The following is a 13,259-nucleotide window of genomic DNA, read 5'->3' on the forward strand; positions in this document are numbered from 1 at the left end:
ACAGATGAAAATATTATTCTATAGTGGTATTTTTATGAGATCTATCCTACAATAATATATAAATGATTATTTTATTATATCATTAGAGATGAGAGGGTGATTAATATGTTAAAAGATGTATATAAAGTACTACTAAGCAAAGTTAATCAAGGTAATCAATGCATAATGTTAACCTATCTCAATTTACATAACAATAGAAGCGGTTCTATAGAAGAAAAGATCCTTTTAACAAATTTTTACGTAACGTACTAAATTATGAGCTTAGCTATATAGGCATGATAGGCTCAAAGCGAAGAGTAATCAGCTTTAAAAATAGAGGAATTGTCAATAAGCTTGGTAAAAATTTTGCTTTCCCAAAATTTGATAAGGAAGTAATTGAAAAAATATTTGAAGATACAAATACTCCAAAAGCTCTTTTTACAATAATATCTTCTAAAGGATCTGTTCCAAGAAAAGCAGGTGCAAAGATGATTGCCTACTCTGACGGAAGAACCATAGGAAGTATTGGCGGCGGTTGCAGTGAAGCAGGTGTTTTAACAATAACTATATTTCCTATTTTCCCTCAAAAACATTCTCTAAAATAGACGTACTCGATATAAAGGCACTCATCCTAAGAACTTTAAAGAAAAATATAATGAACTGAATCCGGAGAAATATGCTGATGATATTGCAAAGATTATTCAGAAGGGTTGTACTCCTGCAGGTATGCATATTTCAATTTGCATTAAAGAAATATTGGAATTCCTACAAATTACACCGGGCCAGATCGGTTTAGATGCAACACTAGGCTATGGTGGTCATACTTTAGAGATGCTTAAATGTTTAGATTCAAAGGGGCGCTTGTATGCAATTGATGTAGATCCTCTTGAATTGCCACGCACCAAAGATCGTTTAGAACGTTTGGGTTATGGTTCCGAAATTTTAGAGATTAAGCAAGTTAAAAAATCTTTTCAACACTTTTTTCGTGAAGGCGTTTATTCCGAAATAGCACTCGAGCCTATTCGTCCATCAGCAGAAGAATGTCATGTTAATAGTCGTGCACGTTCTGCTAAATTACGTTGGGCAATCAAAGCATAAGTTTTAACTGGATTTCGCCAAGTACGGAATCCAGTTTTTTATGCGGCTTTTCGAGCAATTATGGGTATAATAATTTAGATATTATCCTAAGTATTAAAATTAGTAAGGGAGTGTAAAAATGAAAAAGCTTTTAAGTATAATTATTTTAATTTGTATTATCTCGTTTGCATTTATAGGCTGCAAAGCTAATGAAAAAAATATAGACCAATCCAAAACCACAGTAGCAGATCCTAAATCATCCATATCATCAAATAGTAAAAACAGTGCATTAAAACTACTCACAAACAAAGGAGAAAAAATTAATGATTCAGCTATTGCAGTAATTTTAAATTCTCCTGATAAATCACAGCTAGATCAAGTTAGCAATTTAGATAAACAGGTAATAGAAGAAAGTGAAGATAAAATTCTTATTTTACCAATAAAAAATGCTACTTCTATAAGGATTGAGAAAGTAAAGTATGAAAATAGCAAATTGATAACTGAATCCATTGTTACAGAAAATAAAAATACTCCCGACGGTTATGGTTTGTATTTAACTGCTACTCGCACAGAAGGAATGCCACGATATCAAATAGTAATTTCTGATAAAGATACATCTACTACTTATATTCTTCAGTATAATGGAAAAGATGGAACTCCTCCTATTGAATGGATATTGCCTCAAAAAAGTGATAAAACCGATTCCTCTACGAAAGTAATATCACCCCAAGCAAAAAATTCCACACAAACTACTATAAATTATCAGCTAACTAAAAATGTTTATAAAGCTAAAAATGTAACTGTAAACTATCCTCAAATTACAAATTTAGGTGATGATAATAAGCAAAAATTACTAAATGAAATAATTAAGAATACTGCTTTAGAAGGCTTTACTAAGGGTGTAGATGATAATTTAACCTTAGAAATCAATTATAATATACCATTAGCAGCTTCAAATTTCTTGAGTATTCAATATTATGGTCTATCAACAATAAGAGGAGCCGCATACCCAACTAATCAATTTTACACAACCAATATTGACATAAAAAATGCCAAGAAATTAAAATTAGCTGATATTATTAAAATTGATGATAACTTTGTAAAAAGCTTTAGAAATGGTAGTTATGTTGCTTCAGAACCTAGTAATAGTAGGATGAAAGCTGCTGTAAACCAATATATTAATAATATTAGCAATGAAGATTTAATTAAATATTTTAAGCAAGCTGATAGTAGAAACATTGAAGAAAACCCATCTACTACCTATAGCTACTTAACAAATGATTCAATTGTTATCAGCCTAAATGTTCCCCATGCAATAGGAGACCATGCAGAGTATAAAATAAAATCTACAGATATACAAAATAATATAAAGATAGCATGGAAAGACACTAAAAAATAGATTATATTTATAAAATTCTATGCATTATTATCTCTTTTTTTAAGATTATCCAAGCTAAATTTCAATATATTTAAATTCTAAACCTACCCACAATTTTTGTTAACTCTTCTGTCATTTCATTGATTGAGCTTATATTAGCAGACACTTCTTCAAATGAAGCAGTTTGCTCTTCAACTGCTGATGCAACATCTTGAGTGTTCCCTGAGTTTTGGACTGCAACACTTTGAATATCTTTTGCAGAATGAGTCATCACGCTGAATTCGTTGTTTACCTTAGTCGAAATTTCCATGATTTCTTGTGACTCATTTAGTGTAACAGCCGTAACATTCAAGATTTCTTTGAGCTCATCTTTTAATGTTTCCATTGACTTCTCCTGAACCTTAGTATTATCTACCAACTCATCCATTGATGTTTTTACATTCATCGTTTTATCACTGATGCTCATGACAATGTCACTGATTTTTTTTGCAGAAACAGATGTTTCCTCAGCTAATTTCCGTATTTCATCCGCCACAACTGCAAAACCCCGACCTGATTCTCCTGCTCGTGCTGCCTCAATTGATGCATTTAAAGCTAGAAGGTTAGTTTGTGAAGAAATGCTATGGATAAGATCTACAATTGCCTTAATCTCTTCAGATGATTGATTCAAATCTTCAACCGTATGTGAAGCTGACTTAATAGAGTGTACAAACTTTGTGAGTTCATCTGATTGCACTGAAACTTGTCGATCACCATTTAAGACTGACTCTTGGGATTTTTCAGAAGATTTAAGTGTTTGATGTGCTTTTTGAGATACATTCTCAATATCCATTCTCATCTTCTCCACAAGATTGTTTAATTCATCCAGCTTATTATTTTGAAGTAAGGAACCTTCTGCAACATCCATAGATGACATCGCAATCATTTCCGTAGACTTCGTAAGTTGTCCAGTTGTGCTTGTAATTGCGTTCATATTACTTAATAATATTGATGAAATTTTTGAAATTTCTTTCACTATTTCATGAATATCGACAATGAATTTATTAAAGTAGTGTATCATATCAGCGATCTCATCTTTGCTATTAATCTCAATTCGTTTAGTTAAATCTCCATTACCTTCTGAAAGATCCTTCATATCCTCTATTAGTAAATTAATCGGATTTGTAATGCCTTTGTTTAAAAATATAAAAGCTATAATTCCTATAAATAACACAACAATAATCAAAATACCATTTGTCATTTTTGCCGTAGAGACTTTTAAGCTAGAATACTGTGAATATCCTGTAACCATATCATTTATGGAATCCACATACCCAGAAACTTCTGAATTAATCATTTGAAGAGAAACTGTGTCACCAGTGTTTAAGACTGCTAAATAAGCATCTTTATAAGTAGAATTCCATTTTTTAATTATTTCTGTTAGCTTCATTTCCGTATCTGTATGTTTCAATTTTGAAAGCCCTTTTTCGGAATTACCATCTGAAACATCTTTTAAAATCTCATCAAAAAGTTTAATGCTTTCTTCTAGACTATTCATAGCATCATTATTTTTTGTTGCAACAATTACATTTGCCAGCTGAGCCATTTTATAGCTTGATGCACGTAACTTTCCTGCATGATTTACAAAATTCGCATCACTTTCCATGGTCTTATAGGTCATAAAATTTATGCCGACAATAGCAAATGATAAAATAATTATTAATCCGAAAGTTAATAACAATTTGTGTTTTATTTTCATACTTGGTCAAGCCACCTTTCATGCCATGATTTTCCCTTCAGGATTTTGCTTATTTCTTGACTTGTGATTATATATTTACTATTTTTAAGATTTAATGATTTTAACTTTTAACTGTTCTTTAATGTACTTTTTTTCAGCATACATTCTATCATCAGCTTTTTTTATCAATAATTCAACTTCTGATCTTTCATAATTGTCATGTTCAACTATACCATGACTAACACTAATTACATATGGTCTTTCTTCTTCTTCATTAATGATCTGATATCTCTGGTTTATTCTATTCCAAACTTTTTCTGAAACTTCCTGATCTATTCCTGTAAATACAATAAGGAATTCATCTCCACCCATTCTTATAACCATATCGTCATCACGAATTTCTTTCTTTATACCTTCCACAACACTAACGATTAGCTCATCACCAAATTTATGTCCAAGTTGATCATTAACTTCCTTAAGTCCATTTACATCAATAAAACAAAGACTCATCTTTAAATTTCTTTTATTTGTATATTCAAGCATTCGGCTTAATTTGCTTAGCCCAGCTCGCCTATTGAGTGCTTTGGTAAGTTGGTCGAACATCATTTCGTTAAAGTACTGTGTCATCTCAGATATTTCATCGGTATTGATATTTTTTAACTGTTTAGAAATTTCATCGTCTATTAACGACAGTTCTTTCAGTTCTTGCATTAGAATTTTCATTGGTCTTCGTATTCGTTTATTTGTGGATGTAAATGAATATACTGTAACAATGATTATTAAAAATACTAACCCACCATTAATTGTAAGTGCTCTAATTACTTTTTGTTCGGCATATATAGAATAAGAAGTGACCATTTCATTAATACTATTAACATATAAATCTATATTGTTGTTAATTTGTGCACAGGCGTCATTTATAGATTTATTTTCTAAAATTCTAAGATATGATGGTTTGAAAACTTCATTCCATTCTTTAATAATTTTTTCCAGCTGCAAAATTGTGTAGTTATGGTTGATGCCTACAATAGATTTTTCTCTTCCCTCACTCAACATTGCCAAAATATCCTCCAACTCTTCAATCCTATGTTCTAAATTCGTTGTCAAATTTGCATAATTGCTATCATTGCCTTGGTTATTTATTTGATTAGATAATTGACCCATATTATAGCTTATTGCTCTTAACTTACCAGCATGATTTATTATATTTGCATCACTTTCCATACCTTTATAGGCAATAGCATTAATTAAGACAGTGGCAATGGATAAAATAACTAGAAGTCCATGTGTCAGTAATAGTTGATTCTTAATTTTCATAAATTCACTCCTATTATTAGAAGATCAGCCTCATCTTCTGAGGCTGATTTTAAGAATTAAGCCATAAATAGTTTGATATCATCATCTACAGTGCCAATACCTGCAATACCAAAATTCTCAACTAACACTTTAGTAACATTTGGAGATAAGAAACCTGGAAGAGTAGGACCAAGGTGGATGTTCTTAACACCAAGGTATAAGAGTGCAAGAAGTACAATAACTGCCTTTTGTTCGTACCAAGCAATATTGTAAACAATTGGAAGGTCATTAACATCTTCTACCCCAAAGATTTCTTTAAGTTTAAGCGCAATGACTGCCAATGAGTATGAATCATTACATTGACCTGCATCGAGAACTCTTGGAATGCCTCCAATATCGCCTAGTGGAAGTTTGTTGTATCTGTACTTTGCACATCCCGCAGTTAGAATTACAGTGTCTTTAGGCAGCTTTTCTGCAAATTCTGTATAGTACTCTCTTGATTTCATTCTGCCATCGCAACCAGCCATGACAAAGAACTTTTTAATAGCTCCAGATTTAACTGCATCTACAACCTTATCTGCAAGTACAAATACTTGTTCGTGGGCAAATCCACCTACAATAGAACCTGTTTCAATTTCTGTCGGTGCAGGCAACTTCTTAGCCATTTCAATAATTGGAGTGAAGTCCTTTTTACCACTATTGTCAGCCTCAATGTGCATACATCCTGGGAAACCAGAAGCGCCTGATGTGAAAATACGGTCTCTGATTTCATCTGTTCTTGGAGGTACGATACAGTTTGTCGTAAAGAGGATTGGTCCATAAATGGTCCAAATTCATCCACTTGACACCACCATGATCCGCCGTAATTGCCGGCAAAGTTATCATACTTTTTAAAGAATGGATAGTAGTGTGCAGGAAGCATTTCACTGTGAGTATAAACGTCTACGCCTGTCCCTTTTGTTTGTTCAAGTAACTGCTCTAGATCTGTGAGATCGTGACCCGAAATCAGAATAGCAGGATTATTTCTAACACCAATATTGACATTTGTTATCTCTGGATTATCATATTTTGAAGTATTTGCTTCATCAAGAAGTGCCATTGCAGAAACACCAAATTGACCTGTTTTTAGTGTTAAAGCTACAAGCTGATCTGCCGATAATGAATCATCCAGTGTAGACGCAAGGGCTTCATAAATAAAGCCGTAAATCTCAATATTTTCTTTTCCAATATTAAGTGCATGATGCGTATAAGCAGCCATTCCCTTCAAGCCGTATATAATTAACTCTCTCAAGGATCTTACATCTTCGTTTTCTGTAGCTAGCACACCAACTTTTGAAGCTTTTTCTATCATAGAAGCTCTATCAGTTACAGTAAAAGTAGCTGCATCACCAATTTGAATACCGCTAACCTTAGCTTTAAGACCTTCTCTAAAGTCAATCATTTTGTTGATTTGCTTTTCGATAGCGTTCTCATCAAAGTTAGCATTTGTAATCGTAATGAAAAGGCTTTTAATTACTTCATGATTAATCTCGCCAAGGGAACTGACTTCTATTTCTCCCTTCATCACAATTTCTGCAATACCTTTACAAGCGTAGATTAAAAGATCTTGCAACTTAGCAACTTCTTCGTTTTTACCACACCTTTTATTGTGCATCCAGTGTTTCTTGCAGTTTCTTGACATTGGTAACAAAACATACTCATGATAACCCTCCTTGTACTTTATTTAATTTTGAGGTGCTGGTGCTTTAACAACAATAAGTTCTAGCACTTCAGCATCTAAATTCTTAACATTCATTTTTGTATTAAATGGAATTTTAAGTACAGTTCCTGCATAATACTTATTAATTTTCTGTTCATCCAAACCAATTGACAATGTACCCCTTAAAACTGTCATATACACAGTTGAATTGGAAAAATGTTCTGGTAAGCCTTCATCCTGATTGAATACCATATGAATATAATGCACATTCTCATCTTGGATAACTTTTTCAACCAAACGGTCATTTCCTATTGACATTTTATATACCTGCTCTATTTTTTTCGCCACCTTTCTTTTCATAATTTCTTATAGTATACTATATTTAGTAATTTAAAACTGTAACAGCTGTTACACTTATAGGAGGAATCATGTTTTCCGACGTAAAATTATTGTTAAATAGCCCCTTATTTAAAGATTTTCAGTTAAACTCTCTTTTAGAAATTATAGATTTGGACAACTGCATTATAGGAAATTATAAAAAAGGAACTCTAATTGCTCAAGAAGGGGAGCCTTGCACATCTATTGGATTTATTCTAACAGGCATTTTAGCCATTCAACAATTAACACCATCTGGCGAAGTGTTTACTCTTAAAATTATTGAATCCAGTGATGCATTTGGTACAACTTTATATAGTGCAATTAATCCTAAATATCCATTTACATTTGTGACAATAAAGGATAGTAAAGTGCTATATATTCCTTTTGATAAGATTCGCAAACTGCTTAGAACCAGTCAAACATTCAATGATAATTTCATTGTTTTTTTATCTTCTAGAGTAATCACCTTTAAAGAAAAACTACAAATGTTTCAATACAAAGACGTTAGATCAAAACTCATGCTCTACTTGTCAAATGAATATAAGGCTTGTAGCGTTACAACCTTCAAGTTTCAACACTCAAAAGTTGAGATTGCTGACATTATCGGCGTTGCTCGACCATCTGTTTCTCGTGAGCTGAAAAACATGGTAAATGATCACCTTATACAAATATCTGGTCAAACCATAACATTGCTAAAACCAGAATTATTTTGATATAGCTTTCGGAGGACAAACCAATTTGCACAATAATGTTCCTCCTTTAAAAACACATTTACCAAATAAGCTATCATTTCATCATCCTTGCTTACAGGCAGCCGCAATTTTATATTCATATTCTTATAATAGTATTTACACATAATCTATAGCTTTGGCAGGACATTTGTCAATGGCTAATTTAACTTTTTCATTTTTATCTTCCTTTAATATTTTTTTATTTACTTTTGCCTTTTTATTTTCAAGAATAAAATCATCTGGTGATAATCTTGTACATAATCCACAACCAATACAAAAATGTTCATTTACACTTAATATTCCATCTTTATTTTCTTCAGCACTATGAATAGGTAAATCCTCTTTTTTAACAATTTTTGAAATTATAATTGATATTATTAGAATAGATATAGTAGTTAATACCCATCTTACCAACATAAATTTAGGACCCAAAAACTTTGATTCATTAGCAAGCATTGGAATCTTAATTACTGCCCAAGCACTTAAGATAATTACTATATTCGCTATACTTGCTCCTTTTTTGATAAGCATTTTACAAACAGGAAAAGCTGCATAAATAGGCCCTGCTGAAAAACTGCCTAGCAAAAACGAAAATAGGAATCCTTTCACTCCTGACCCTTCACCTAAAGCATTTTGTATTGTGTTTTTAGGAACCCATGCTTCAATAAGTGAAGTTAATAAAAGTATTACTGGCATTATTATAAGCATTTCTTTTACATAATATAGACTATTACTAAAAGATTGTATTCCTTTCTCAGGCATAAAAATCATTAAAAATATATACGTAAAGATAACAAGAGTTAAAAATATATTACTTTTTACTTTTTTAATTAGTAAACTCACATTATCACCCCCATCAAAAGTGCAATAATAACAGCAAATCCCATACTTAATGAATTTCTAGTTAATGCAAACTTAAGTCCAAATTCCCTTCTTTCAAGAGGAAAAGTAACTATACCAACCATTGTAAGAGTTGTTAAAAATGCAACTGTAGGAACTATACTAGCTCCTGCATTTACAAGTGAACCTACTAGTGGGAAAGCAACAAAAGCAGGTATTAAAGTAATGCTGCCTACTACTGTTGAAATAACTGTAGATAACAAAATATTGGATTGACCTAAATACTGTTTTATTGTTTCTGGTGGAATAAAAGTAAGTATTAAACCAATGAGAAAAAGTATTCCTATTATTTCTCCTATCATGTTCCTCATCATACCACTTGACATTTTAATAGAATTAAAAGTTTTCTTTTTGTCTTTCACTATAGATATTACAAACCAAACTATTGTAATTATCCAAAGGCTTAAAGTAAAAATATCCACATTATTATCTCCTTTCAATATCTTTACATGAATTATAATTTGTTTTAATATTATAATCAGTTACCAAGGTTACTAATTTTGAAAAAGGAGACATATTTAATGCTAGATTTTATTTATCTACTTGAACATGTAGATTTGTTTAAAGAACTCTCCCTAAAAGATATTAATGAGTTAATTACTAATGATTCTTTTAATACTGAAACTTATAAAAAGAACTCTGTAATATATTTTCAAAATGAAAAATGTACAACTCTCGACATAGTTTTAAAAGGGACTATTTCTGTACAAGGAATCGATGATAAAGGTAATTATATTTCCATAAGTGATTTCAATATGTGTGACGTTATTGGTGGAAATCTTCTTTTTTCCCATAAAAACTTTTACCCTATGATGGTTTTAGCCAAGACAGATGCCACTATTCTTCATATAAAAAAAGACTTAATTCTAAAGCTCTGCCAAAGTAATACTAGTTTTCTAATTAATTTTCTTCAAGCACTCTCAGATAAAACCTTAATTCTAACAGAGAAAATAAAAACACTGTCCTTTAAATCCATCAGACAGTGTATTATAGATTATTTAATATACGAAAGATATATTCAAAAGAGTAATATAATAAAATTGACCTTAACAAAAAAACAACTAGCAGAAAAATTTGGAGTACAAAGACCTTCTCTGTCACGTGAACTAAATAAAATGCGAAAAGAAGGTTTAATAACATATGATGCACATTCAATTAAAATATTAAACGAAACCGCATTAAACAATTATTAGCTTCTAATTAACTTAATATACCACAAGGAAGATAATAGTGAACTAAAAAAAGAATGAATAAAGCCATGCAACGCACGGCTTTATTCATTACTTTTTCTTTGTTTCTTTAGTTGTTGAAATATCTTTAAGAGTAGAAGGTTTATCAAAAACATTAATGTATATTTGCTTAAGTTCGCTTATCAATGGATATCTTGGATTAGCTCCTGTACATTGATCGTCAAAAGCTTTTTCTGCCATGTCATCAAGAGTTTCATAGAATTTTTCTTCTGTAACTCCAAATTCTTTTATAGTCATTGGTATATTTACTTTTGCTTTTAGCTCATCTATAGCTTTAATTAACAATTGAACCTTTTCATCATCTGTTCTTCCACCTAGTGCTAAGAAGTCAGCAATCTTAGCATATCTAGCTTTAGAATTTGGATATTTATATTGAGCAAAGGCAGCTTGTTTTCTTGGGTCATCTACTGCATTGAATTTTATAACTTCATTTATTAATAATCCATTTGCAATTCCGTGTGGCACGTGGTGTTGAGCTCCTAATTTATGTGCTAATGAGTGGCAGATTCCTAGGAATGCATTAGCAAATGCCATACCAGCGATACATGAAGCATGTGCCATTTTTTCTCTTGCCTCTTTATTAGTTGTACCTTCATTATATGCTAATGGTAGATATTTAAATATTAATTCTAAAGCTTCTAAGGCTAAGCCATTAGTGAATTCAGAAGCCATTATTGATACATAAGCTTCAATAGCATGAGTTAAAGCATCTATACCAGAGGCAGCTGTTAAGCTTCTTGGCATACCCATCATTAATTCAGCGTCAACTATTGCCATATTTGGAGTTAATGCATAGTCTGCTAATGGATATTTAGATCCTGTTTTTTCATCAGTAATAACTGCGAAAGGAGTAACTTCTGAACCAGTACCAGCTGATGTTGCTACTGATATCATCATAGCTTTTTCGCCCATCTTAGGGAATGAGAATACTCTCTTTCTTATATCCATAAATCTCATAGCAAGATCTTCGAAGGCTACTTCTGGATGCTCGTACATTACCCACATAATCTTAGCAGCATCCATTGCTGATCCGCCACCAACAGCTATAATTGTGTCTGGTTCAAAACTTAATAATTGTTCAGCACCTTTTTTAGCTGTAGCCAAAGTTGGATCTGGTTCTACATCTGTGAATATTTTATAAGCAACACCTATTTCATCAAGGACTTTTGTAACTTTATCAACGTATCCTAATTGATAAAGCACTTTGTCAGTTACTATAAATGCTTTCTTTTTATTTAAGTCTTTAAGTTCTTTTAATGCAACTGGAAGACATCCATATTTGAAATATACCTTCTCAGGGACTCTAAACCAAAGCATATTTTCTCTCCTCTCAGCTACACTTTTAACATTTATTAAATGTTGTGGTCCAACGTTTTCAGATACGGAGTTTCCACCCCATGAACCACAGCCTAAGGTTAAAGAAGGATTCAATTTAAAGTTATATAAATCACCTATAGCACCATGAGATGAAGGAGTATTTATTAATGTTCTAGCAGTCTTCATAATTCCTGAGAATTTTGATATTTTGTCTTTCCCCTTCATTTCATCTACATATAATGATGAAGTATGCCCAATTCCACCTTGTTCAACAAGTGTTACAGCTTTTGAAAGTGCATCATCAAAGTTTTTACCTTTGTATAAAGCTAAAATAGGAGATAATTTTTCATGTGCAAATGGCTCTTCAAGTCCAACTGACTCTACTTCACCAATAAGAACTTTAGCTGTTTTAGGAACTGTTACTCCAGCAAGCTCAGCTATTTTATAAGCAGGTTTTCCAACAATTTTAGGATTCAAAGCACCATTTACTAATATCACACTTCCAACCTTAGCAACTTCATCTTTCTTTAAGATATAAGCACCTCTATCCTCAAATTCTTTTTTCAGATCATTATATACTGAATCAACTGCAATAACTGATTGCTCAGAAGCACAGATTGTACCATTATCGAAAGTCTTTGAAAGAAGTATTGAATTTACAGCCATTTTAACATCAGCTGAGTCATCAATTACAGCTGGTGTATTACCAGGACCAACTCCTAAAGCTGGTTTACTTGAGGAGTATGCAGCTTTAACCATTCCAGGGCCACCTGTTGCAAGGGTTATATCCGCTTCTTTCATTACTATTCCTGAAATCTCAATTGTTGGTTCATCTATCCATGCAATTATTCCTTCTGGAGCTCCAGCTTTAACAGCTGCCTCAAGTACTGTTTTAGCCGCTGCTATAGTTGAATTTTTTGCACTTGGATGTGGAGAAATTATGATACCATTTCTAGTTTTCAAAGCTATTAAAGCTTTGAATATAGCAGTTGATGTTGGATTAGTTGTTGGGACAACAGCAGCTATAACTCCTATTGGTTCTGCAATTTTAGTAATTCCAAAAGCCTCGTCTCTTTCAATAACATCACAAGTCTTTAAATCTTTAAATTTGTTGTAAATATACTCCGAAGCAAAATGATTTTTAATAACCTTATCCTCAACTATCCCCATTCCAGTTTCTTCTGCGGCCATTTTTGCAAGTGGTATTCTAGCATTATTTGCTGCTATAGCAGCTTGTTTAAATATTTCATCAACTTGTTCTTGAGTGTAAGTAGCAAATTTCTTTTGAGCAGCTCTTACCTCAGCTAATTTTTGCATTAATTCGTCAACATTTGTCACTTTCATAATTTTACCCCTCTTTCTCATTTTTTAATAAATATACAGAAAAAGCTATTTTGATGTTAATATAGAAATCAGCTAAAGGTTAAACGTTTTCAAACTTATCAACACTATCTGTATATCATATTTACTTCTCTTAGAGCTTTTATTTTTGATTACCACATATTTTATGATTTAATATTATCAGTTTATTTTTTTT

Annotated in this window: 10 protein-coding genes and 2 pseudogenes; 5 read left to right on the forward strand and 7 right to left on the reverse strand. The window is 31.9% G+C overall.

Going from position 1 to position 13,259, the window contains the following annotated elements:
• Nucleotides 1-275 precede the first annotated feature (275 nt).
• The 3 genes and pseudogenes from CLHOM_RS18695 (at nucleotide 276) to CLHOM_RS11830 (ending at nucleotide 2,455) form a co-directional block, all read left to right on the forward strand.
• Nucleotides 276-584, forward strand: a complete 309-nt coding sequence (locus tag CLHOM_RS18695; RefSeq protein ID WP_052221898.1) for an XdhC family protein — start codon at nucleotides 276-278, stop codon at nucleotides 582-584.
• Nucleotides 583-1,077, forward strand: a pseudogene (gene mraW, locus CLHOM_RS11825) (16S rRNA (cytosine(1402)-N(4))-methyltransferase); the annotation flags it as partial. The gene CLHOM_RS18695 and the pseudogene mraW, both read left to right, overlap by 2 nt.
• 118 nt (nucleotides 1,078-1,195) lie before the next feature.
• Nucleotides 1,196-2,455 (forward strand): hypothetical protein, encoded by a 1,260-nt coding sequence (locus CLHOM_RS11830; RefSeq protein WP_052221900.1) that lies wholly within the window; start codon nucleotides 1,196-1,198, stop codon nucleotides 2,453-2,455.
• 70 nt (nucleotides 2,456-2,525) lie between these two features.
• Here the strand turns inward: CLHOM_RS11830 and CLHOM_RS11835 are convergent, their stop codons facing one another.
• The 4 genes and pseudogenes from CLHOM_RS11835 to CLHOM_RS11850 form a co-directional block, all read right to left on the reverse strand.
• Nucleotides 2,526-4,172, reverse strand: coding sequence for a methyl-accepting chemotaxis protein (locus CLHOM_RS11835; RefSeq protein ID WP_052221901.1), 1,647 nt, complete (start codon nucleotides 4,170-4,172; stop codon nucleotides 2,526-2,528).
• Between the two features lie 84 nt (nucleotides 4,173-4,256).
• A complete protein-coding gene (locus CLHOM_RS11840) occupies nucleotides 4,257-5,468 on the reverse strand; it encodes a diguanylate cyclase domain-containing protein (protein WP_052221902.1) in 1,212 nt (403 codons plus the stop codon).
• 56 nt (nucleotides 5,469-5,524) lie between these two features.
• A pseudogene (hcp, locus tag CLHOM_RS11845) lies at nucleotides 5,525-7,148 on the reverse strand (hydroxylamine reductase).
• 22 nt (nucleotides 7,149-7,170) lie between these two features.
• Nucleotides 7,171-7,464 (reverse strand): cupin domain-containing protein, encoded by a 294-nt coding sequence (locus CLHOM_RS11850; protein ID WP_242846773.1) that lies wholly within the window; start codon nucleotides 7,462-7,464, stop codon nucleotides 7,171-7,173.
• Between the two features lie 110 nt (nucleotides 7,465-7,574).
• Here CLHOM_RS11850 and CLHOM_RS11855 point away from each other — a divergent pair, with 110 nt between their 5' ends.
• Nucleotides 7,575-8,237, forward strand: coding sequence for a Crp/Fnr family transcriptional regulator (locus CLHOM_RS11855; RefSeq protein WP_052221904.1), 663 nt, complete (start codon nucleotides 7,575-7,577; stop codon nucleotides 8,235-8,237).
• Nucleotides 8,238-8,372: 135 nt separating this feature from the next.
• On the opposite strand, the gene CLHOM_RS11860 is transcribed toward CLHOM_RS11855, so the two are convergent.
• A complete protein-coding gene (locus CLHOM_RS11860) occupies nucleotides 8,373-9,098 on the reverse strand; it encodes a permease (protein ID WP_052221905.1) in 726 nt (241 codons plus the stop codon).
• Nucleotides 9,095-9,577 (reverse strand): permease, encoded by a 483-nt coding sequence (locus tag CLHOM_RS11865; protein WP_052221906.1) that lies wholly within the window; start codon nucleotides 9,575-9,577, stop codon nucleotides 9,095-9,097. Before CLHOM_RS11865 ends, CLHOM_RS11860 begins: the two co-directional genes overlap by 4 nt.
• 99 nt (nucleotides 9,578-9,676) lie before the next feature.
• Here CLHOM_RS11865 and CLHOM_RS11870 point away from each other — a divergent pair, with 99 nt between their 5' ends.
• Nucleotides 9,677-10,348 carry a Crp/Fnr family transcriptional regulator gene (locus CLHOM_RS11870; protein ID WP_052221907.1) on the forward strand — a complete coding sequence of 224 codons (672 nt, stop codon included), beginning with the start codon at nucleotides 9,677-9,679 and terminating at the stop codon, nucleotides 10,346-10,348.
• Between the two features lie 87 nt (nucleotides 10,349-10,435).
• On the opposite strand, the gene adhE is transcribed toward CLHOM_RS11870, so the two are convergent.
• Nucleotides 10,436-13,066, reverse strand: coding sequence for a bifunctional acetaldehyde-CoA/alcohol dehydrogenase (adhE, locus tag CLHOM_RS11875; RefSeq protein WP_052221908.1), 2,631 nt, complete (start codon nucleotides 13,064-13,066; stop codon nucleotides 10,436-10,438).
• Nucleotides 13,067-13,259 lie beyond the last annotated feature (193 nt).

Source organism: Clostridium homopropionicum DSM 5847 (genome assembly GCF_001263795.1).
Taxonomy (GTDB): domain Bacteria; phylum Bacillota; class Clostridia; order Clostridiales; family Clostridiaceae; genus Clostridium_H; species Clostridium_H homopropionicum.

Coding starts and splice junctions, on each gene's coding strand:
- CLHOM_RS11830 (WP_052221900.1), top strand. CDS start 1,196: ATGAAAAAGCTTTTAAGTATAATTATTTTAATTTGTATTATCTCGTTT.
- adhE (WP_052221908.1), bottom strand. CDS start 13,066: ATGAAAGTGACAAATGTTGACGAATTAATGCAAAAATTAGCTGAGGTA.
- CLHOM_RS11840 (WP_052221902.1), bottom strand. CDS start 5,468: ATGAAAATTAAGAATCAACTATTACTGACACATGGACTTCTAGTTATT.
- CLHOM_RS18695 (WP_052221898.1), top strand. CDS start 276: ATGATAGGCTCAAAGCGAAGAGTAATCAGCTTTAAAAATAGAGGAATT.
- CLHOM_RS11835 (WP_052221901.1), bottom strand. CDS start 4,172: ATGAAAATAAAACACAAATTGTTATTAACTTTCGGATTAATAATTATT.
- CLHOM_RS11855 (WP_052221904.1), top strand. CDS start 7,575: ATGTTTTCCGACGTAAAATTATTGTTAAATAGCCCCTTATTTAAAGAT.
- CLHOM_RS11870 (WP_052221907.1), top strand. CDS start 9,677: ATGCTAGATTTTATTTATCTACTTGAACATGTAGATTTGTTTAAAGAA.
- CLHOM_RS11850 (WP_242846773.1), bottom strand. CDS start 7,464: ATGTCAATAGGAAATGACCGTTTGGTTGAAAAAGTTATCCAAGATGAG.